At 74.9% G+C, this 18,700-nt stretch carries 16 protein-coding genes and 1 riboswitch; of the genes, 12 read left to right on the plus strand and 4 right to left on the minus strand.

Going from position 1 to position 18,700, the window contains the following annotated elements; all coding sequences use genetic code 11:
• Positions 1–23 precede the first annotated feature (23 nt).
• The 4 genes from FHU30_RS35325 (at position 24) to FHU30_RS35340 (ending at position 3,267) form a co-directional block, all read left to right on the plus strand.
• On the plus strand, positions 24–560 hold the full coding sequence (locus tag FHU30_RS35325; protein WP_253881889.1) for an FHA domain-containing protein: 537 nt from the start codon (positions 24–26) through the stop codon (positions 558–560).
• Positions 561–689: 129 nt separating this feature from the next.
• Positions 690–1,634 carry a transcriptional regulator FtsR gene (ftsR, locus tag FHU30_RS35330; protein WP_253881890.1) on the plus strand — a complete coding sequence of 315 codons (945 nt, stop codon included), beginning with the start codon at positions 690–692 and terminating at the stop codon, positions 1,632–1,634.
• A 181-nt stretch (positions 1,635–1,815) separates the two neighbouring features.
• The gene (locus FHU30_RS35335; RefSeq protein ID WP_026416580.1) at positions 1,816–2,286 is read left to right on the plus strand and encodes a bifunctional nuclease family protein; all 471 of its coding nucleotides are present in this window, start codon (positions 1,816–1,818) and stop codon (positions 2,284–2,286) included.
• Positions 2,287–2,664: 378 nt separating this feature from the next.
• The gene (locus tag FHU30_RS35340; protein WP_253881891.1) at positions 2,665–3,267 is read left to right on the plus strand and encodes a MerR family transcriptional regulator; all 603 of its coding nucleotides are present in this window, start codon (positions 2,665–2,667) and stop codon (positions 3,265–3,267) included.
• A gap of 100 nt (positions 3,268–3,367) precedes the next feature.
• Here FHU30_RS35340 and FHU30_RS35345 read toward each other — a convergent pair whose 3' ends face one another.
• Positions 3,368–6,013, minus strand: a complete 2,646-nt coding sequence (locus FHU30_RS35345; protein WP_301324080.1) for a lysylphosphatidylglycerol synthase transmembrane domain-containing protein — start codon at positions 6,011–6,013, stop codon at positions 3,368–3,370.
• Between the two features lie 247 nt (positions 6,014–6,260).
• A riboswitch (glycine riboswitch) is annotated at positions 6,261–6,356 on the plus strand.
• Positions 6,357–6,544: 188 nt separating this feature from the next.
• Here FHU30_RS35345 and gcvP point away from each other — a divergent pair.
• A complete protein-coding gene (gcvP, locus tag FHU30_RS35350) occupies positions 6,545–9,421 on the plus strand; it encodes an aminomethyl-transferring glycine dehydrogenase (RefSeq protein ID WP_253881892.1) in 2,877 nt (958 codons plus the stop codon).
• A gap of 196 nt (positions 9,422–9,617) precedes the next feature.
• Entirely contained in the window at positions 9,618–10,835 is a 1,218-nt protein-coding gene (locus tag FHU30_RS35355) for a tetratricopeptide repeat protein (RefSeq protein ID WP_253881893.1), read from the plus strand.
• A 318-nt stretch (positions 10,836–11,153) separates the two neighbouring features.
• Here the strand turns inward: FHU30_RS35355 and FHU30_RS35360 are convergent, their stop codons facing one another.
• On the minus strand, positions 11,154–11,579 hold the full coding sequence (locus FHU30_RS35360; RefSeq protein WP_253881894.1) for a PPOX class F420-dependent oxidoreductase: 426 nt from the start codon (positions 11,577–11,579) through the stop codon (positions 11,154–11,156).
• 68 nt (positions 11,580–11,647) lie between these two features.
• Between FHU30_RS35360 and FHU30_RS35365 the strand changes: the two genes are divergently transcribed.
• A complete protein-coding gene (locus FHU30_RS35365) occupies positions 11,648–12,256 on the plus strand; it encodes an alpha/beta hydrolase family protein (RefSeq protein WP_253881895.1) in 609 nt (202 codons plus the stop codon).
• A 387-nt stretch (positions 12,257–12,643) separates the two neighbouring features.
• Here the strand turns inward: FHU30_RS35365 and FHU30_RS35370 are convergent, their stop codons facing one another.
• Positions 12,644–12,847, minus strand: a complete 204-nt coding sequence (locus tag FHU30_RS35370; protein WP_253881896.1) for a DUF5999 family protein — start codon at positions 12,845–12,847, stop codon at positions 12,644–12,646.
• 367 nt (positions 12,848–13,214) lie between these two features.
• Between FHU30_RS35370 and FHU30_RS35375 the strand changes: the two genes are divergently transcribed.
• From FHU30_RS35375 to FHU30_RS35385, 3 genes are all read left to right on the plus strand, one after another.
• Positions 13,215–13,949, plus strand: a complete 735-nt coding sequence (locus tag FHU30_RS35375; protein WP_253881897.1) for a (Fe-S)-binding protein — start codon at positions 13,215–13,217, stop codon at positions 13,947–13,949.
• A 55-nt stretch (positions 13,950–14,004) separates the two neighbouring features.
• Complete coding sequence (locus FHU30_RS35380; protein WP_253881898.1) at positions 14,005–15,402, plus strand: LUD domain-containing protein; 1,398 nt, start codon at positions 14,005–14,007, stop codon at positions 15,400–15,402.
• 214 nt (positions 15,403–15,616) lie between these two features.
• Positions 15,617–16,246: a LutC/YkgG family protein gene (locus FHU30_RS35385; RefSeq protein WP_253881899.1), complete on the plus strand. Its 630-nt coding sequence runs from the start codon at positions 15,617–15,619 to the stop codon at positions 16,244–16,246.
• Positions 16,247–16,267: 21 nt separating this feature from the next.
• Here FHU30_RS35385 and FHU30_RS35390 read toward each other — a convergent pair whose 3' ends face one another.
• Positions 16,268–16,891, minus strand: a complete 624-nt coding sequence (locus tag FHU30_RS35390) for a TetR/AcrR family transcriptional regulator (RefSeq protein ID WP_253881900.1) — start codon at positions 16,889–16,891, stop codon at positions 16,268–16,270.
• Positions 16,892–17,034: 143 nt separating this feature from the next.
• Between FHU30_RS35390 and FHU30_RS35395 the strand changes: the two genes are divergently transcribed.
• Both FHU30_RS35395 and FHU30_RS35400 read left to right on the plus strand, forming a co-directional pair.
• Positions 17,035–17,457, plus strand: coding sequence for a plectin (locus FHU30_RS35395; RefSeq protein WP_253881901.1), 423 nt, complete (start codon positions 17,035–17,037; stop codon positions 17,455–17,457).
• Between the two features lie 375 nt (positions 17,458–17,832).
• Complete coding sequence (locus FHU30_RS35400; RefSeq protein WP_253881902.1) at positions 17,833–18,576, plus strand: maleylpyruvate isomerase N-terminal domain-containing protein; 744 nt, start codon at positions 17,833–17,835, stop codon at positions 18,574–18,576.
• Positions 18,577–18,700: the final 124 nt, after the last annotated feature.

The following is an 18,700-nucleotide window of genomic DNA, read 5'->3' on the forward strand; positions in this document are numbered from 1 at the left end:
GAGGTAGGAGGCCGAGCCGATCGATGCCGAGCGTCTACTGCACGCAGTGCGGTCACGCCAACCCGGATGATGCCCGCTTCTGCTCGAACTGCGGCACTCCGCTGACCCGGAGCGGCCAGCAGGCCCCGCCTCCCCGGGAGTCCCCGGGCGAGTCGACCTCGACGATCTCCATCGGCGGCTTCGAGGCGCTGGAGGACGCCGCCGGGGAACCGGGGCCGCCCGCCGCGTCCCAGGTCGCGGTGGAGGCGCTGCCCGCCGGCACCGCGCTGCTGGTGGTGGAGCGCGGGCCCAACGCCGGCAGCCGCTTCCTGCTCGACAAGGACCGCACCTCCGCCGGCCGCCACCCGGAGAGCGACATCTTCCTCGACGACATCACCGTGTCCCGCCAGCACGCCGAGTTCGCCCGGCACGGCGGCGGCTTCTCGGTGCGCGACGTGGGCAGCCTGAACGGCACCTACGTCAACCGGCAGCGGATCGACCAGGCCGGCCTGTCCGGCGGCGACGAGGTGCAGATCGGCAAGTTCCGGCTGGTGTTCCTGACCAACCCGCAGCACGGCTGAGCGGCCTGGCGCGGGCGGCCGCCCGCGCCGGGACGCCGGGGGAGCCGGTGCGCCCCGCCCGCGCGGCGGGCGGCGCACGCGCGGGTCAGGTGGAACGCCAGGCGGGAGGCGGCGAGATTTGGGAGGGCGATGAGCGCGCAGGCCGCCCGGTCCCTGATGACGATCGGGGACGTCCTCGGGCTGCTCCGGGCCGAGTTCCCGGACATCACGATCTCCAAGATCAGGTTCCTGGAGGCGGAGGGGCTGGTCGAACCGCAGCGCAGCCCGTCGGGGTACCGCAAGTTCGGCGACGCCGACGTGGCGCGGCTGCGGTTCGTGCTGACCGCGCAGCGCGACCACTACCTGCCGCTGCGGGTCATCCGGCAGCACCTGCAGGCGCTCGACCGAGGCGAGTCCCCGCCGCCGCTGGGCGCCCGCCGCGCGGCGGCCCCCGAACCTCGTTCGGGTGACGCGGCGGCCGAACGCGGTTCCGACGGCCTCCTCGTCGCCCGCGCATCGGACGGCCCCGTCGCCCGCGCCGCCGACGGCCACGCCGCCGCCGAGCGGGCCGGGGCCGAGAAGCGGGTACCAGAAGGGCGTCCGGGCGATGGACGCGCCGGAGACGGACGGCCCGGAGACGGACGGCCCGGAGACGGGCGCGGTGCGGACGGTGCGCGCCGTCCCCGCACGCTGGTCGCGGCCGACGCGGGCGCCGAGTCCGGCGCCGACGTCCGGCTGACCCGCCGCCAGCTGATCGACGGGGCGTCCATCACCGAGGCGCTGCTGGCCCAGCTGGAGGAGTACGGGCTCGTCCGCCGGGCCGGCACCCACTACGACGCCGACGCCCTGGCCGTGGCCCGCGCGGCCGCCGCGCTCGGCGCGTTCGGCTTCGAGGCCCGGAACCTGCGCGCGGTGAAGGCCGCCGCCGACCGCCAGGTCGGGCTGATCGAGCAGCTCGTCGCCCCGCAGCTGCGCCGCCGCAGCCCCGGCGCGCACGAGGAGGCGTCCCGCACCGCGCGGGAGATCGCCGAGCTCTCGGTCCGGCTGCACGCCGCCCTGGTGTCGGCGGGCCTGCGGGAGAGCCTGGACCCGTGATCCCGGCCGCGCCCCACCGGAACGCCGCCCGGCACGGGCGGCGGGCCCGGTGCGGCGTGATTTGCCCGCCTGCCGCCCGGTCATGTCGGCACGGCCCGGGTGTACGTTGGCTACAGGGGTCGGCGGGCAGCCGGTCCGGACGAGACCAGACCGAGGCCGCGAGGACCAGCAGGGAGCCGCAGTGAAGCAGATGGAGGTCGTCGGCGTCCGGGTCGAGATGCCCTCCAATCAGCCGATCGTCCTGTTGAAGGAGACCGAGGGCGACCGGTACCTGCCCATCTGGATCGGGGCGGTCGAAGCGACCGCGATCGCCTTCGCCCAGCAGGGGGTGCTGCCGGCCCGTCCGCTCACCCACGACCTGTTCCGGGACGTCCTGGACGCGCTGAGCGTGCAGCTGAGGACGGTGAACATCACCGCGCTGCGCGACGGGATCTTCTTCGCCGACCTGGTCTTCTCCAACGGGGTCGAGGTCAGCGCCCGCCCGTCGGACTCGATCGCGCTCGCGCTGCGCACCGGCGCGACGATCTTCGCCGCCGAGGACATCCTCGAAGAGGCCGGCGTGGCGATCCCCGACGAGCAGGAGGACGAGGTGGAGAAGTTCCGCGAGTTCCTCGACACCATCACCCCCGAGGACTTCGGCCGCGCCGGCTGACCGTCCCGCCCGCGCCCGGCGGCCGCACCGCTCGGGGCGCGCGTCGGTCACGTCGGCCGGTCACGCACGGTAGCCGTACCGTGCCGCCACGGACGGTGATCACCCTGGGTGACGTGCGAGGTCACGCCGCCGCCCGGACCCCCGCGGGCCCGCCGCTCCCGCCCGTTTCCGCACCGGGGGGACATGGGTAGGAGTTCCATGAGTGCGGAGGTGCGCAGTTTGCCCACGTGAAACCGGTTCATCCGGGTAGGCGACGCGCCGACGACGAACGTTGACCACACCCTGACCGGCACCTACCGTGCTGGTGGAACACCCGTGGTGTCATTCGTCAAACCCCCTTGACGAAACGTTACGGGCTGATAGAAGCCGGAGGTCCGCGTGGCGGTGAGCAGCGGCGAGGGCAAGGCGACCCCTGACAGGCGCATGGCGTCCCAGCGCGCCGGAGAGCAGGGACTGCTCTTCGACACCCGGGTCTCGGCGCCGCCGGAGGACGTGGGCTACCGGGGCCCCACGGCGTGCTCCGCCGCCGGGATCACCTACCGCCAGCTCGACTACTGGGCGCGCACCGGCCTGGTCACCCCGAGCGTGCGGGCCGCGCAGGGCTCGGGCAGCCAGCGGCTGTACGGGTTCCGCGACATCCTGGTGCTGAAGGTCGTCAAGCGGCTCCTGGACACCGGGGTCTCGCTCCAGCAGATCCGCACGGCGGTGAACCACCTGCGCGACCGCGGCGTCGAGGACCTCGCCCAGATCACCCTGATGAGCGACGGCGTCAGCGTCTACGAGTGCACCTCCGCCGACGAGGTCGTCGACCTGCTCCAGGGCGGGCAGGGCGTGTTCGGCATCGCGCTCGGTCGGGTGTGGCAGGAGGTGGAGGGCAGCCTGGCGGAGCTGCCCGCCGAACGCGCCGACACCGGCGAGGACGGCGACTCCCACCCCCACGACGAACTGGCCCACCGCCGCCGCGCCCGCCGCACCGGCTGACCTCCCGCAGCAGAAGCCCCCGCCTACGCCTCGTCCCCCGAGCACCCCCAAGACCCCGGAACCCCCAGAACCACGAACCCCCGGAGCCTCGCAGGTCGCCTCAGATGGCTTCCTTGCGCTGGAGGTAGGTGAAGGCGGCCCAGCCAGGGAGCACCGGCAGCCAGAAGGTCAGCAGGCGGAACAGCAGCACCGCCGAGGTCGCGGTCTCGGCGGCCAGCCCGGAGATCGTCAGCGCCAGCGTCAGCGCCCCCTCGACCGCGCCCAGCCCGCCCGGTGTCGGCGCGGCCGAGCCGAGCGCGTTGCCGGTCAGGAACACCACGACCACGGCCGTCCAGGGCAGGTCGCCGCCGAACGCGCGGACCGAGGCGTCCAGGCAGACCACGAACCCGGCGGTCAGCAGCAGCGTGCCGCCGAGGCTGGTGGCCAGCTTGCGCGGCGACTGCAGGACGTCCACCAGCCGCGGCAGCACGCCGGAGAACATCGACCGCAGCCGGGTGGTCACCAGCCGCCGGACGCGCGGGATGACCAGCGCCACCGCGACCGGGATCGCCAGCATCAGCAGCACGATCACGATCGTCCGGGACGGCGCGAGGTCGCGGGTGGCGGTCTGCGTCGACCCGGTGATGAAGCCGAACACCACCAGCATCAGGATGTGCACGACCATGCCCATCAGCTGGGACGCGCCGACGCTGGCCACCGCCGGGCCCGACCGGATCCCGGACTTCTGCAGGTAGCGCGTGTTGAGCGCGACGCCGGTGACGGCGGCGGGCGCGACCAGCTTGACGAACGAGGCGGCCACCTGGACCAGGACCGTCCGCCACAGCCGCAGCCGCTCCGGGACGAACCCGATCAGCATCAGCGCCGCCGCGAGGTAGGTGACGGCGGACGCGGCGGTGCCGAGCCCGGCCCACCACCAGTTCGCCCGCGCGAACAGCCGGCCGAGGTCCACGCTGGTCAGCTGCGGGATGACGATATAGGCGGCGAAGGTGAGCGCGACGATGCTGACGATCGTCCGCGGCCGGAAGCGTTCGAGCCGGACGGGCTCGGTCTCGGCCTCGGGCTCCAGCTTCAGGATCTGCTCGCGGATGCGGGTCAGCAGGTGCCGGTCGTGCCGCAGCGCGGTGCGTGTCGCCCGCGTCAGGGCGACCCGCTGCAGCAGCGGGACGGCGGCGGCGAGCGCGGCCTCGCCCAGCACGGGCGCGGCGGTCGCGACGGCCCGTTCGGCGCCGACGCGCAGGGCGAGGGTGGTGAGCAGCTGGGCACGGTCCAGGCGCAGCGCCAGGTCGCCCGCCGCGGTCTCCCCGACGCCCAGGTCCACCAGGTGCGCGAGCCGCTCCCCGCCCTCCGCGGCCCGCTCCTCGCCGTCCGGCACGTCGGCCGATCCGTCCGGATCGTCCGACGTCTTGTCCGGGGCGCTTTCGGTGTCGTCGGCCGGCTCGGCGGGAGCGGGGTCGCTGACGAGGATGGCGTGGCCCTCCAGCAGGCGGTGGGCGAGCCGCGCGGACTGGAGGCGGGCGAACTGGTGCCAGACGTCGGTGAGGAGCGCGTCGTCGATCTCCTCGTCGGCCAGCTCGTCCAGGCGCCGCCCGGGGACGTTCTCGTAGGCGAGCAGCGCCGCCTCGGTGCCGACCTCGCAGGTGCCGGTGAGGCGCGGGGTGCGCACGTCCGCCGCGGACGCCGCGTAGGCCATCAGCGACTCCAGCTCCAGGGCGCGCCGCAGCGAGCGCAGCGGGCGGCGGCCGCTGCCCGCGCGCAGCCGCACCAGCCGCCACAGCCGGTACACCAGCCCGGCGGTCTGCTGGTCGCGGTCGAGGACGTTCACCTGGAGCTGCCAGCGGCCGCGGGGGAGCGGACGTCCCGCGCCGTCGCGCGGCACGCCGTCCGGGCCGGGCGCGACCGCCACCGCGTACCGGCGCGGCTCGTCGGCGCCGGTGCTGAGCCACCGCGCGGCGACCGGTTGCAGCCCGAGCCGCGCGAGCGCCGCGACGACGGCCGTGCCGGGCGGGCGCGGGTTCGGCGTGCCGACCGCGTACAGGGTGCCGTGGCCGATCGCCTCGCCGAGGAAGTAGGTGGCGGCCAGCGCCGACACCGAGGCATAGGACGCGGTGAGGCCGGTGAGCGCGGCCAGGCCGATCATCGTCCAGGCGGCGAACTGCCAGCGGGTGCGGCCCGCCATCCCGACGGCGGCGACGAACGCGATCACGGGCGCGATGTCGGTGTGCACCACGGCGGTGCCCGAGCTGCCCCAGATCAGCGCGTCCAGCAGGCCGTTCGGCGCGGCCGGGACGACCCAGTCGTCCACCGCGACGGTCAGCCCGAAGGTGATCATCGCGGCGAGCACCGCGATCGCCACGCGGGTGCCGTCCCGGTGGAACAGCCGTTCGACCGAGAACGCGACCGGGACGGCCAGCACGCCGAAGCTGGACGCCAGCGTCGCCAGCGACAGCAGCCAGCGGGGCGCGTGCGCGGTGCCCTCGACGATGTCGGTCTGCAGGCCGTGCGTGGTCTGCTGGGCGATGGTCACCAGCAGCATGACGGCGGCGAGGCCGACCAGCGAGGTGAGGAAGCGGATCGCGTCGCTGGAGCGGCGGATCCGCACCGGCCAGGGCGGCTCCTCGACCGGGACGGCGGGCTTGGCGGCGTCCTCCTCGCCGTCCTGCACGTCGGGCGGCGGTTCGGCCGGGGCGGCGGCGGTCCCGGTCCGGGCATGGCCGGACCGCGCCGCACCGTCCTGGGTCCGCGTCAAGCCGCACCGCCGTTCCGTCGTCGCCCTCCGCCCCCGCGGTTGCCTGGCCCCCTGACCGTGAGCTGCGAATATCGTACTTTCTCCGGCGCGCCGGGCGCGGGAGGGGGCGCCGCGCCACGCCGACGGGCCCGGACGGGGCTCCGGGACGGGCGGCCGCGCCCCGCCTGGGCCGCGGACGTGTTCGGGCCGGGGCCGCCGCGTTCGATCGTGCCCCGTGTTGGATAGAGTTCCCAGAAGGAAACGCCGCTGACCCTGTGCGGGAGAGATTCCACGCCGCCAGCGTGGGACGCCGAAGGGGCAACCCTCCCCGGAACCTCTCAGGCAAAAGGACCGCTCAGACGAGGCACCTCTGGAAAGCAGGCGCGCGCGTCCCCGGCGACGGGAACGGGCCGCCTCACCGAAGGGGAAATCCCGCGCGCCCGCGTGCGGGGGAAGCTCTCAGGTGCCACGACAGAGGGGGAGACCGTGTCACCGGCCGCCGGCCGGGGACGCCCTGAGCGACCGCTTTCGCAGCCCAGGAGGCTCTCCCCAATGACCGCCCAGTACTACGCTCCCGTGGCCTCGCCACAGACCCCGCGGTCGGCGTTCGCCGACCGGCACATCGGCCCGGCCGGCGACGAGCGGTCCCGGATGCTCGCGGCCATCGGCTACTCCGGCGCCGAGGCCCTGATCGACCAGGCGGTCCCCGCGGCGATCCGCACGACCCGCGCGCTGGCGCTGCCGCCCGCGCTGTCCGAGCCCGCCGCCCTGGCGCGGCTGCGCGAGCTGGCCGACAAGAACACCGTGCTGACGTCCATGATCGGGCTCGGCTACCACGGCACCCACACGCCGGGCGTGATCCTGCGCAACGTGATGGAGAACCCGGGCTGGTACACCGCCTACACCCCGTACCAGCCGGAGATCTCGCAGGGCCGGCTGGAGGCGCTGCTGAACTTCCAGACCGTGGTCTCCGACCTGAGCGGGCTGCCGGTCGCCAACGCCTCCATGCTGGACGAGGGCACCGCCGCCGCCGAGGCGATGGCGCTGGCTCACCGGGCCGGCAAGCGCAAGGAGCCGGGCGCCTTCCTGGTGGACGCCGACGCGCTGCCGCAGACGATCGAAGTGATCCGGACCCGGGCCGTCCCGCTGGGCATCGAGGTCGTCACCGCCGACCTGTCGGACGGGCTGCCCGAGGGCGACTTCTTCGGCGTGCTGGTGCAGTACCCCGGCGCGTCCGGCGTCGTGCGCGACCTCGGCCCGCTGGTGGACGCGGCGCACGCGCGCGACATGCAGGCCGTCGTTGCCGCCGACCTGCTCGCCCTGACCCTGCTGCGCCCGCCGGGGGAGAGCGGCGCGGACATCGTGGTCGGGTCGGCGCAGCGGTTCGGCGTCCCGTTCGGCTTCGGCGGCCCGCACGCCGGGTACATGGCCGTCCGCGAGGGCATCCAGCGGCAGCTGCCGGGCCGCCTGGTCGGCGTGTCGGTCGACATCGACGGCAAGCCCGCCTACCGGCTGGCGCTGCAGACCCGCGAGCAGCACATCCGGCGCGAGAAGGCCACCAGCAACATCTGCACCGCGCAGGTCCTGCTGGCCGTCATGGCCAGCATGTACGCGGTCTACCACGGCCCCGAGGGGCTGGCCGCGATCGCCCAGCGCGCGCACGGGCACGCGCTGCGCCTGGCCGCGGGGCTGCGCGCGGGTGGTGTCGAGGTCGTCCACGAGCACTTCTTCGACACCGTGTTCGTGAACGTGCCGGGCCGCGCCGCCCAGATCGTCGCCGCCGCGCGCGAGCAGGGCGTGAACCTGCGCCTCGCCGACGCCGACCACGTCGGCATCGCCTGCGACGAGACCACCACCGACGAGCACGTCGCCGCCGTGTGGCGGGCGTTCGGCGTCGAGGGCGTCGAGGAGGGCCCGGCCGGGGACGCGCTGGACGCCGTCCGCCGCGAGACCCCGTACCTGACCCACCCGGTGTTCCACGCGCACCGCTCCGAGACCGCGATGCTGCGCTACCTGCGCCGCCTCCAGGACAAGGACATCGCGCTCGACCGGTCGATGATCCCGCTCGGCTCCTGCACGATGAAGCTGAACGCCACGACCGAGATGGAGCCGGTCACCTGGCCGGAGTTCGCCAACATCCACCCCTTCGCGCCGCTCGACCAGGCCGCCGGGTACGTCGAGCTGATCGGCGAGCTGGAGGACTGGCTGGCCGAGATCACCGGCTATGCGAAGGTGTCGGTGCAGCCGAACGCCGGGTCGCAGGGCGAGCTGGCCGGGCTGCTGGCCATCCGCGGGTACCACGAGTCGCGCGGGGAGAGCCACCGCAACATCTGCCTGATCCCGTCCTCGGCGCACGGCACCAACGCCGCGTCCGCGGTGATGGCCGGGATGAAGGTCGTGGTCGTCAAGTGCGACGACGGCGGCAACATCGACGTGGACGACCTGCATGCCAAGATCGACAAGCACGGCGGCGCGCTCGCCGCGATCATGGTGACCTACCCGTCCACGCACGGCGTGTTCGAGGAGACCATCACCGACGTCTGCAAGGCCGTGCACGACGCCGGCGGCCAGGTCTACGTGGACGGCGCGAACCTGAACGCGCTGGTCGGGCTCGCCCGTCCCGGCGAGTTCGGCTCGGACGTGTCCCACCTGAACCTGCACAAGACCTTCTGCATCCCGCACGGCGGCGGCGGCCCGGGCGTCGGCCCGGTCGGCGTCCGCGAGCACCTGGCGCCGTTCCTGCCGTCCCACCCGCTGCGCGCCGAGGCCGGCCCGCAGGACACCGGCGTCGGGCCGATCTCGGCGGCGCCGTGGGGCTCGGCGGGCATCCTGCCGATCTCCTGGGCCTACATCGCCATGATGGGCCCGGACGGGCTGCGCGCCGCGACCGAGGGCGCGATCATCGCCGCGAACTACCTGGCGGCCAAGCTGGCCCCGCACTTCCCGATCCTCTACACGGGCCGGGACGGGCTGGTCGCGCACGAGTGCATCGCCGACCTGCGGAAGATCACCAAGGACACCGGGATCACCGCCGAGGACGTCGCCAAGCGGCTGATCGACTACGGCTTCCACGCCCCGACGCTGGCGTTCCCGGTCGCCGGGACGCTGATGATCGAGCCGACCGAGAGCGAGGACCTCGCCGAGCTCGACCGGTTCGTGGACGCCATGGTGGAGATCCGCCGGGAGATCCAGGCCGTCGCGGACGGCACGTTCGACGCCGAGGACAACCCGCTGAAGAACGCGCCGCACACCGCCGACGCGCTGGTCACCGAGGACTGGAAGCACGCCTACACGCGCGAGCAGGCCGCCTACCCGCTGCCGTCGCTGCGCGAGGGCAAGTACTGGCCGCCCGTCCGCCGGATCGACCAGGCCTACGGCGACCGCAACCTGGTCTGCTCCTGCCCGCCGCCGGAGGCGTTCGAGGACTGACCCGCCCGTGCTGCCCGAGGGCCCGTCCCGGTCGGTTCCGGGGCGGGCCCTCGCTCGTCCGGGGGAGTGATCTACTTTGTAAAGGCGACGGGCCGGGCACATGATCAAGTCCGGGTGTGTCGGGGCGGGACGCCGGGCGGCCGGATCGCTAGGCTCGGTCCGCCGAACCCCCGTCCCCAGAGGGCAGTAGACGATCATGAGCGACAGCCCCGGCCCGCCGCCCGAGCCGTCCACCGACACCGCGACCGGCACCCCCGCCGCCCGCCCGACCCCCACACCCCAAACACTCGCCCCGGACGCGCGCGCGGCGGAGCTGTGCAAGGAGGCGCGGCGGCTGGCCGAGCAGGGCGAGTCCGACCGCGCGGCGGAGCTGTTCGGGGAGGTGCTGGCGCTCGGCGACACCCCGCTGCGGGCCCGCGCCGCGCTCGGCCTCGCGGTCGTGCTGGACGACGCGGGCGACGTGGCCGGGGCCCGCGAAGCCGACCGCGCCGCGATCGCCACCGGCGACGCCGAATACGGCGCGCGCGCCGCCTACCACCTTGCGCTCACCCACGAGCGCGCGGGGGAGCAGGACGAGGCCGAACCCGCCTGGCGCCTGGTGGTCGACTTCGGCAACCCGTCCTACCTGCCGCCCGCGCACCTGGCGCTCGCCCGGCTCGCCGACGACGCGGGCGACTTCGACCGCGCCCGCGCGCACTGGGAGGAGACCGTCGCGACCGGCGACCGCGAGTACGGCCCGCTCGCCGCGCACGACCTGGCGCAGCGGCTGCTGGAGCGCGGCGAGCCCGCCCGCGCGCAGCGGGCGCTGACAGCCGGCCTGAAGCTGATAGATCGAGAGTCCGCGCCGCACGCGCACTCCCGGCTCGCCGTCGCGCTCGGCATCGCCTGCCTGGACCAGGCGATCGGCGCGTTCGGCGCCGCGCTGGGCGCCGCCGGGGAACCCACCGACAGCGAGGTCGGCCCCCTGGCGACCGAGCTGCTGGCCCGCACCCTGCCGCTGCGCGGCCGCGACGGCGAGGCCCGCGAGGCCTGGCGGCGCGGGCTGACCGACCCGGCGACCGCCGCGCAGGTGCGGGCGCGGCTGCGGCGCGAGTTCGGCTCCGACGACGGCGACGACCAGGCCGAACTGTGGTGGGAGCCGCTGCTGGAGCAGTCGGTCGCCGAGGGCTCGCTGCCCGCGCTGGCCGGCGAGGCGTTCGGCGCACTGGACCACATGTACGCCCTACTGGGCGTCCGCTACGCGGCCGAAGCCGCCGACCGCCGTCCCGGCGAGTCCCACGAGGTGATCGGACGCGCCGTCCGAGTGCCCTCCGACTACACCTGGGGCCCCCTGCTCCACGAAAGCTTCGCCGAACGCCTACGCCTCGCCATGGGCCCCACCGCCTCCCTCCCCCCCACCTGGCCCGACCCCTAGCCCCCACCTAACACCCCCGCAAGCCCCGCCCCCCCCGAGCCCACACCCAACACCCCAAGCACCCCCAACCCACAGGCCACGCCTGACGTCCAGGACGCGCAGGGCGCGCTAGATGCCCCCTGCGTGCTTGACGTTTGGGGCGCACCCGACGCGCAGGGCATGCCTGACGTCCCGGGCGCCAGTGACCTCCCGCGTGCGCCTGACGGTCACAACGCCTCGGACTCCGAGGGCGCGGTTGACGCGCAGGGTGCGCCTGGTGGCCTGGCGTGGTTGAGGGGCCGGGCTCGGCGGGAGCCCGGGTTTGGCCTGGTGGGTGGGTTAGGCGGTTAGGTCGCTTTGGGCGACGACCTTGGTGACGTGGACGCGTACCAGGCACTCGGAGGGGACGGCGTTGCGCTTGCCGAACTCCTCGCCCTTCTCCTTGCCCATGTAGCGGGCGCCGATGGCGACGGCCCAGCGCAGCATCTCGTCCATGTCGGTGATGATCTCGGCCTTGCCGTCGATCATCACGAACGAGAAGGGCGGTTCCTGGTCGTCCACGGCGATCGACACCCGCGGGTCGCGGGCGAGCGCGCGGCCCTTGACGCCCTCCAGGGCGGTGTTGAACAGCAGGTCGTCGCCGTCCAGCACGAACCAGACGGGCGTGACGTGCGGGGCGCCGTTCTTGCGGGTGACCGCGACCTTGCCGGTGCGGGTGCCCTCGGTGACGAACGCGTGCCATTCGTCCTTGGTCATCGTCTTCATGGCCACAGTCTGTAACAGGAGGGACGGCCGTGGTCACGCCGGGGGGCCGGTGCGCTACGGTGAGCAACATGGAGATCTTGACGGCGCACGGGCCCGCCGAGGTGACGGTGGACGATCCCCGCGCGGCGGACGGGGCCGCGTTCCTGATGGTGCTGACGCACGGCTCGAACGGCGGGCTGGACGCGCCGGACCTGCTGGCCGCCCGGGAGGCGGCGCTGGAGCTCGGCGGCGCGGTGGCGCGGGTGCAGCAGCCGTTCCGCAAGGCGGGCCGGCGCGCGCCCGGCGTGATCGAGAAGCAGGACGAGGCGTGGCTGGAGGTCGTCAAGCTGCTGCGCGACCGGTTCGGGGACGTCCCGCTGGTGCAGGGCGGGCGCAGCAACGGCGCGCGGGTGGCGTGCCGGACGGCCCGGGACGCGGGCGCGTCGGGTGTGGTGGCGCTGGCGTTCCCGCTGCATCCGCCGGGGAAGCCGGAGAAGTCGCGGGAGGGCGAGCTGCGCGCCGCGCGGATGCCGACGCTGGTGGTGAACGGCGACCGCGACCCGTTCGGCGTCCCGGAGCCCTCCGACGGCATCGACGTGGTCGTCCTGCCGGGGGAGCGGCACGACCTGAACAAGAACCCCGCCGCCGTCGGCATCGCGGTGGAGACCTGGCTCCGCCACTGGATCGGCCGCGCCTGACCCGGCGCCACGGGCCCCACCCGGCGCCACGGGCCCAGGGGCCTGAGTCGGCCTCACATGCCTGATCCGGCTCGACGCGCCTGAGCGGGCTTTACGCGCTTGCCGCGTCCTATCCGGTCTGGCGTGCCTGTCCTGGCCTCACCGGCCTGAGTCGGCCTCGCATGCCTGCTCGGGGCTTGCCTGCCTGAGCTGGCTTCGCGTGCTCGGGGACGGAGGCGTGGCCGGATCCGGTCCTGGACGGGGCTGGACAGCGTTGAGCCCCGGCGGCTCGGCCGGGGCTCGTTCTTCTTCCGTTCCCTGCCTCCGGTGGGTGGCCGGAGGGTCCGGTGGGGTGCTGCCGCCCCCGGAAAGATCACCCGTTCGGACTAGTCCCCCGTACGAGACTGGTCAGGCCACCGCGCCGAGACCGAGATCGGTCGGGCGGTGCGGGTCGACGACCTCCCCGTCGGGGAGCAGTTCACCGGTGTCCTCGAAGATCACGATGCCGTTGCACAGCAGGCTCCACCCCTGCTCGGGGTGGGAGGCCACGGTCCGCGCGGCGTCGCGGTCGGGTCCTTCGGAGGTGGGACAGTGCGGCTGGTGTGGGCACATCGGCGTGCCTCCGGTCTCAGGTGCTCGATGAGTGGTGCTTGTTCTTTACGACGCATCCGAGTGTGGAACGGTTCGACCCCGGGCTGCCATAGCCCGATGGGACGATTGTCCGGTGGTACCTCCGTACCGTTCGCGTGTGGTCCGCCTCACCCTCGGGTGCAGGTGATCAGCGTGCCCGCGCAAAGGTCACGACAACAGCACAACACGCCGTCCGATGCGTAAATTTCCCCGGTTCGTCCGGTGCGCTGTCCGGCACCGGCCGCGCGTCCGGTTCCGCCAAAGCGATCGTTCCGCCCCGGTGGGCGGGGGCCTGAGCCCTACGATTGCCCCTTGGGGCGGGGCCCGAGCCGTGGGGAGGTGAGGCCCGATGCGCGTGGCGCTGTTCGTCGCCTGCGTCGACGACGCGATGTTCCCGGGCACCGGGCGCGCGGTGACGTCCCTGCTGGAGCGGCTGGGCCACGAGGTGGTGTTCCCGGCCGACCAGACCTGCTGCGGCCAGCTGCACTGGACGACCGGCTACCGGCGCGAGGCGGCGGGCCTCGCGCGGCGGTTCGCCGGGGTCTTCGCCGGGGCCGGGGGGACGGTCGTGACGCCGTCGGCGTCCTGCGCGGCGGCGGTCCGGTCGTCCTACCGGAGCATCGCCCGCGCCGCCGGGGACCCCGGGCTCGAACGCGCCGCCGCCGGCCTGGAGGTCTACGAGCTGACCGAGTTCCTGGTGGACGTCCTGGGCGTGACCGACGTCGGCGCGCGGTTCCCGCACCGGGTCACCTACCAGCCGACCTGCCACGCCGCCAGGGCGCTGCGCGTCGGGGACCGCCCGCTGCGGCTGCTGCGCGCGGTGAAGGATCTTGAGCTGGTCGAGCTGCCGGCCGGCGAGGAGTGCTGCGGGTTCGGCGGCGCGTTCGCGGTCAAGAACGCGGACGTGTCGGTCGCGATGGTCGCCGACAAGGTCCGGCACGTCCGCGACACGGGCGCGGACGTCGTGTGCGCCCTGGACAACGCCTGCCTGGCCCACATCGGCGGCGCCCTGTCCCGGCTCCGCGCCGGGGTCCGCACCGCCCACCTCGCCGAGATCCTCGCCTCCACCGGGGACCCTTCATGATCCCCGTCGCGGGCATGGCCCTCGCCGGGGCCGGCGTGCTCGCAGGGGAGGGCTCGTGACTTCCGCTGCGGGCGGCCCTGATCCGCACGCGGGGTTCGGTATCGGGGCGCTGCTGGGGCTGGTGAACGGCCAGCAGGGGAGCGCGGCGCGGCGGCGCAGAGCTGAAGGCAAACCGGTCGTTCCGCGGTTCGCCGAGGCGGCACGGGAGGCACTGGCGGACGCCGGCGCGCGGCACGAACTGGCCGAGTCGGCCGCCGCGGCGCGCGAGCGGACGGCGGCGGCGGTCTCCGAGCTGCCCGACTGGGAGGCGCTGCGGGCGGCGGGCGCGGCCATCCGCGACCGGGCGCTGCTGGACCTGGACGTCCACCTGGAGACCTTCGAGCAGGCCGTCGCGGACGCGGGCGGGACGGTGCACTGGGCGCGCGACGCGTCCGCCGCGCGCCGGATCGTCGCCTCGCTCGTCCGGGACGCGGGGGACGGCGAGGTCGCGGTCGCCGACGGGCCCGTCCTGCGCGAGACCGGGCTGGCCGGTTCGCTCGCCGCACGCGGTCTGGCGGTGCTCGACGCGTCCGGGCCGGAGGGGCGCGACCGGGTGCGGGCGGCGCGCGTCGCCGTCACCGGGGCCGACTTCCTGGTCGCCGACTCCGGGACCGTCCTGCTGCTGGAGGCGGACGGCGCGGCCCGCGCGTGCCTGACACTGCCGGAGACGCTGGTGTGCGTCGCCGGGTTGGACCGGGTCGTCCCCGAATGGGAGGACATGGAGGTTTTGCTCCAGCTCCTGCCGCGCGCGGGGCGCGGCGACCGGCTCAGCCCGCAGGTGTCGGCGTGGTCCGGCGCCGTCCCGGGGGACGGCCCGGGCGAGGTGCACGTCGTGCTGGTCGACAACGGCCGCGCCCGGATCCTCGCCGACGAGGTCGGCCGCGAGGCGTTGCGCTGCATCGGCTGCGGTGCCTGCTCGGCAGTGTGCCCGGTCTACGAGCGGGTGGGGGAGCGCCCCTTCGACCCGCGCGGGACGGGCCGGTCCGGGCCGATCGGCGCGGTCTGGACGCCGCTGGCGCGCGGCGTGGACCGCGCTCCCGAGGCGTCGCTGCCGTTCGCGTCCACCCTGTGCGGGGCGTGCGCGGACGTCTGCCCGGTGAAGATCGACATCCCCGGCCTGCTGGTGCACCTGCGGGGCGAGGTGGTGGACGCGCGGCGGCACCGGCCCGTCCCGACACCGGAGCTGGCGGTGATGCGCGGCGTCGCCTGGACGATGGCCGACGCGCGCCGCTTCGAGACGGCGACCGGAAGCGGCGCCCGGTGGGCGCGGCTGCTGTCGCGCGGCGGCCGGATCCGGCGGCTCCCCGGCCTGCTGGGCCGCTGGACCGAGGCCCGCGACCTCACCGCACCCCCCGCCGAGCCCTTCCGAGCCTGGTGGCGCCGCCGCGCCCCCTCCCGCCGGAGCACCAAATGAGTGGGCGGGACGAGGCGCCGCGCGGTGAGAGCCCGCGCAGCGAAGCGCCGGGCCGGAGTGCGCGCAGCCGGATGCCGGGCCAGGGAAGCCCGTGCAACGCGGTGCCGGGTCGGGGGAGTGCGTGCAACGCGGTGCCGGGTCGGGGGAGTGCGCGCAGCGAGGTGCTGGGTCGGGGGAGTGTGTGCGGCTTCGGGGCGTCCTGGGGGCGGGGCGGATGAGTGGGCGGGACGAGGTGTTGGCGGGGGTGCGGGGGGCGCTCGGGGAGCGGCGGCGCGCGGACGTGGCGGTGCCGCGCGGGTACCTGACGCGGCTGACCGGGCCGGACGCGGCGTCGCGTGCGGATGTGGTGGCGCTGTTCACCGAGCGGGTCGCGGCGCTCGGGGTGGCCGTCCGGCATGTCGGCGGCGACGAGCTGGCGACGGCGGTGGCGGCGGTGCTGTGGGGATGGGAGGCCAAGCGGATCGTCGTCCCGGCCGACCTGCCGTACGGGTGGCTCGCCGACCTGGACGGGGTGCGGGCGCTGGCGGATTCGACGGTCCTGGACGTCCCGGCCCTGGCGGCCGTGGACGGCGTGGTGACCGGCTGCGCGGCGGCGGTGGCGCAGACCGGCACGGTCGTGCTGGACGGCGGACGCGCGCAGGGGCGCCGCGCGCTGACGCTCGTCCCGGACCGGCACCTGTGCGTCGTGCACGCCGACCAGATCGTGGGCTCGGTGCCCGAGGCGGTGCGGCGGCTCGACCCGGACGTCCCGCAGGCCTGGATCAGCGGACCTCCCGTCGCCACGCCCGGGGACGGCCCGCCGCACGGCCCCCGCACCCTGGAGATGCTGGTCGTCGAGGACTGAGCGCCGCGAGGTCAGCCGAGGTCAGCCGGGGTTGACGGCGGCCAGGACCAGGTCGAGGCCCGCGTTGAAGCGGGCGTCCCAGTCGACGGGGGGCTCACCGGGTTCGGCGCGCAGGTCGCCCCGCGTGTCGCGGACCTCCAGCGCGACGTGTCCGATGACGTAGCCGAGCAGGGTGTGCGCGGCGACGGCGGCGGTCTGCTCGGGGACGCCGCCGAGCCGCAGGTGCTCGCGCAGCGAGGCGACCGTCTCGGCGAGCGCGGGCGGGTTGCGGTGGGTGACCAGCAGCGGCAGCACGCCCGCGTGCTCGACCAGGCGGGCCCGGTAGCCGCGCGCCCAGCCCATCAGGCTCTCCCGCCAGCCCGCGCCGCCGGGGTCCGGGGCGGGCATCGCGCCGACGTGCGCGACCAGGTGGTCGAGCAGCTGCTCCTTGCCGCGGGGGAGGTGGTGGTAGATCGCCATCGCCTCGACCTCCAGCGCGTCGCCGAGCCGGCGCATGGTGAGCCGGGCGAGGCCCTGGCCGTCGATGATGTGCAGCGCGGACTCGATGATCCGGTCGGTGGTGAGCGGTGGGCGGTGCTGGGCGTTGATGCTCGGCTGCCGGACCATGGACGGTCCCTCCTGCTCGCGGGCGGCGACACCGCTCACCTTACTGCGTAAAGGCGGGATTCGGGGTGTCCGGGGTCACAACCGGCGTGTCCCGAGCGTACGCTGGCCCCTGACCGGTCACGAAGATCGACGGATGACGACGTACGCGCACGCGTACGAGCACGAGGTTCGAGGAGCACCGCATGCCGCTGGGTCGCCGCATCAGCAAGGACGTCGCCGCGCGGATGGAGGCCGACCGCGGTCTGGCCGGCACCTACCGCGACCGGCTCGGCGACGCCACGTCCGCCGAGGCCGCGCTGCGCGCCGCGCAGGCCGAGGGCCGTCCGGCGGACGAGGTGAAGGCGCTGGACGTCGCGTTCGACCTCGCGCTGACCGCCGCCATCGAGGCCGCGCAGGCCGCCGAGCGGGTCGAGATGGGCCCGAAGACCTACGCGCCCGAGGGCCAGGACGGCGCCGCCCGCCGCGCCGCCGAGATCGCCGCCCGCAAGGCCCGCGCCCGGTGGAGCGTCCGCCCGTGGACCGACGAGATCGATCGGCTCCGGACCGCCCGCGAGACCCACCGGTTGAGCTACCGTGCGGGACGGGGTGTCACCGCCGTGGCCTGACGCCACGTCCACGCACCGGACCCGGGCACCCTGCCTGCCGCGACACGCGCGGGGGCCTCGGCGCTCAGATCCGCTGCGCAGGCTTTCCGCTCGGGCCGACCGCGAGGATTTCCGCTCAGGTCGTCCGGGCGGGCTCGCCGCCCGGGTCGCCCGGGTCGTCCGGTCGTCGGGGCCGCTCGTCCGGACGGGGCGAGGTGAGCTTTTGACACGCACTAAGCCGACGACACAGCGGAGCGGAGTGGCACCGGAGAGCGAACTTTGGCATCCTCCCCTCTCGGGGAGCGCCGGGGGCCACCGCTGGGGGGCGGGGCGGTCCGGCCGGAACTGGCAGCCACCGGAGCTCGGGGGGCTTTCGCGAACGCGGGGGGAATGCAGGTGGAGCGCACGCCGCCGGACCGGGAACGGGTCCTGGAGTGCTATCAGGCCGGGGTGCGGGCGATCCGCGACCTGGCGGCGCGGGTGACCGACTGGACCGCTCCGACCCCCTGCACCGAGTGGCAGGTGATGGACCTGGCCGGGCACCTGCGCTGCGTCGCCGAGAGCTACCTGGAGTACCTGCAGGACTCCCCGGACAGCCGGTTGGCGAAGCTGTTCGCGCAGGACGCGGCGGCGGCGGTGCTGATCCGCCAGCAGGCCCGGCAGAACGCGGCGGAGCTGGCGGTGCTGCCGCCGGAGCCCGGCGGCGGGCGGATCACGGCGTTCACGGTGTCGGCCGGCGCGTACGCCGACCTGATGCCCGACATGTGGGACCGCACGCACCTGGTGTACCGGGGCACCAAGTACACCGTCGGCGACCACGCGGGCGCGGCGTGCGTGGAATGGCACCTGCACGCCTGGGACCTGGCGCGCGCGGTCGGCGCCGACTACCGCCCGCAGGATCCCGAGCTGCTGGTGTCGGCGTGGCACTGGGGCGTGCCGCACCTGCCGCTGTCGGCCGTCCGCGAGGCCGGACGCGGCGACGCGTGGGAAGCGGTACTGCGCTCGTCCGGACGTTCCCCGGTGTGGCCCGCCCCCGACCCCACACCACCCCCGCAGCCGCGCCGCCGCACCCGCCAGACCCGCAAACCCCCAGACAGCACCCCCACCCCCGAAACCCCCCAACCCACCACACCCCACTGAAACCAACCTCCACCCCGCTCGCGCCCCACCCACACCCACCCCACCGCCCTGCCAGCCCCGCCCCGCCGACCGCTCTGCCGGTCCGGCCGCGCCGACCGCACGGCGCCCCGACCGCTTCGCCGCG

The organism is Actinomadura rupiterrae (genome assembly GCF_024172125.1).
Lineage (GTDB): Bacteria > Actinomycetota > Actinomycetes > Streptosporangiales > Streptosporangiaceae > Spirillospora > Spirillospora rupiterrae.

Coding starts and splice junctions, on each gene's coding strand:
- FHU30_RS35325 (WP_253881889.1), top strand. CDS start 24: ATGCCGAGCGTCTACTGCACGCAGTGCGGTCACGCCAACCCGGATGAT.
- ftsR (WP_253881890.1), top strand. CDS start 690: ATGAGCGCGCAGGCCGCCCGGTCCCTGATGACGATCGGGGACGTCCTC.
- gcvP (WP_253881892.1), top strand. CDS start 6,545: ATGACCGCCCAGTACTACGCTCCCGTGGCCTCGCCACAGACCCCGCGG.
- FHU30_RS35355 (WP_253881893.1), top strand. CDS start 9,618: ATGAGCGACAGCCCCGGCCCGCCGCCCGAGCCGTCCACCGACACCGCG.
- FHU30_RS35360 (WP_253881894.1), bottom strand. CDS start 11,579: ATGAAGACGATGACCAAGGACGAATGGCACGCGTTCGTCACCGAGGGC.
- FHU30_RS35365 (WP_253881895.1), top strand. CDS start 11,648: ATGGAGATCTTGACGGCGCACGGGCCCGCCGAGGTGACGGTGGACGAT.
- FHU30_RS35370 (WP_253881896.1), bottom strand. CDS start 12,847: ATGTGCCCACACCAGCCGCACTGTCCCACCTCCGAAGGACCCGACCGC.
- FHU30_RS35375 (WP_253881897.1), top strand. CDS start 13,215: ATGCGCGTGGCGCTGTTCGTCGCCTGCGTCGACGACGCGATGTTCCCG.
- FHU30_RS35385 (WP_253881899.1), top strand. CDS start 15,617: ATGAGTGGGCGGGACGAGGTGTTGGCGGGGGTGCGGGGGGCGCTCGGG.
- FHU30_RS35395 (WP_253881901.1), top strand. CDS start 17,035: ATGCCGCTGGGTCGCCGCATCAGCAAGGACGTCGCCGCGCGGATGGAG.